Annotated in this window: 1 protein-coding gene and 1 pseudogene; one reads left to right on the plus strand and one right to left on the minus strand. The window is 67.3% G+C overall.

Translation table 11 applies throughout. The annotated features are described in order from the left end of the window. Positions 1-549, minus strand: a 549-nt coding sequence (gene mutL / locus RT567_RS16935) for a DNA mismatch repair endonuclease MutL (protein WP_313577346.1), incomplete at its 3' end; no start/stop codon positions are given. Positions 550-624: 75 nt separating this feature from the next. Between mutL and RT567_RS16940 the strand changes: the two are divergent. Further along, positions 625-817 (plus strand): annotated as a pseudogene (locus tag RT567_RS16940) (hypothetical protein); the annotation flags it as partial.

Here is an 817-nt window from a genome sequence, read left to right on the forward strand (position 1 = left end):
TTCGGAGATGGCCATGGCCTCGGCCCGCTCGGACTTCATGAACTTCAGCCGGGCAGGGGTGGCGTAGAACAGGTCGCGCACCTCGACTCGCGCCCCGTGCGGGCCGGGGAAGGCGGCGGGCGACAGGGGCCGCTGGGCGCCGCCCTCGACGGAGATGGCCCAGGCGTCGTTCTGGGGCTGGCCCGCCTCGACCCTGGCGCGGGTGGTGATGTTCAACCGGGCGACCGAGCCGATGGAGGGCAGGGCCTCGCCCCGGAAGCCAAGGGTGAAGATGCGCAGCAGGTCCACGTCGCCCGCATCGTCCGGCTCCAGCTTCGACGTGGCGTGGCGTTCGATGGCGACGGGCAGTTCGTCGCGGGGAATGCCCTTGCCGTCGTCGGCGATCAGGATGCGGGTCAGACCGCCGCCGTCCGCCTGAATCTCGATGCTGCGGGCGTCGGCGTCGATGGCGTTTTCGACCAGTTCCTTGATGGCGCTGGCGGGGCGTTCGACCACCTCGCCGGCGGCGATGCGGTTGACGGTTTCGGGGGGGAGGCGACGGATGGTCATGTGAGTCGCGAGGATAGGCGCCGCCGTCGATGGGCGCACCTCAATCCTTTTTTCGTGAGGTCAAAGGCGGATTTCGTGATCGGGGGGCTTGAAGCGCGCGAATGGCAACTTATACTGTTGCAGTCCGACGGCGAGGCCGGACGGACACTCGACCTGTTTCCGGACCATCTGTCCAGTTTTCGTTTCAACCGCCTGATTGAGGTTTCCTCTGCCATGAAGATCAAAGCCGCCCTGATCGCCGTTTCGGCCGCCGCCCTGCTGGCCGCCT

Origin of the sequence: Brevundimonas sp. (assembly GCF_032107865.1) — a bacterium.
Lineage (GTDB): Bacteria > Pseudomonadota > Alphaproteobacteria > Caulobacterales > Caulobacteraceae > Brevundimonas.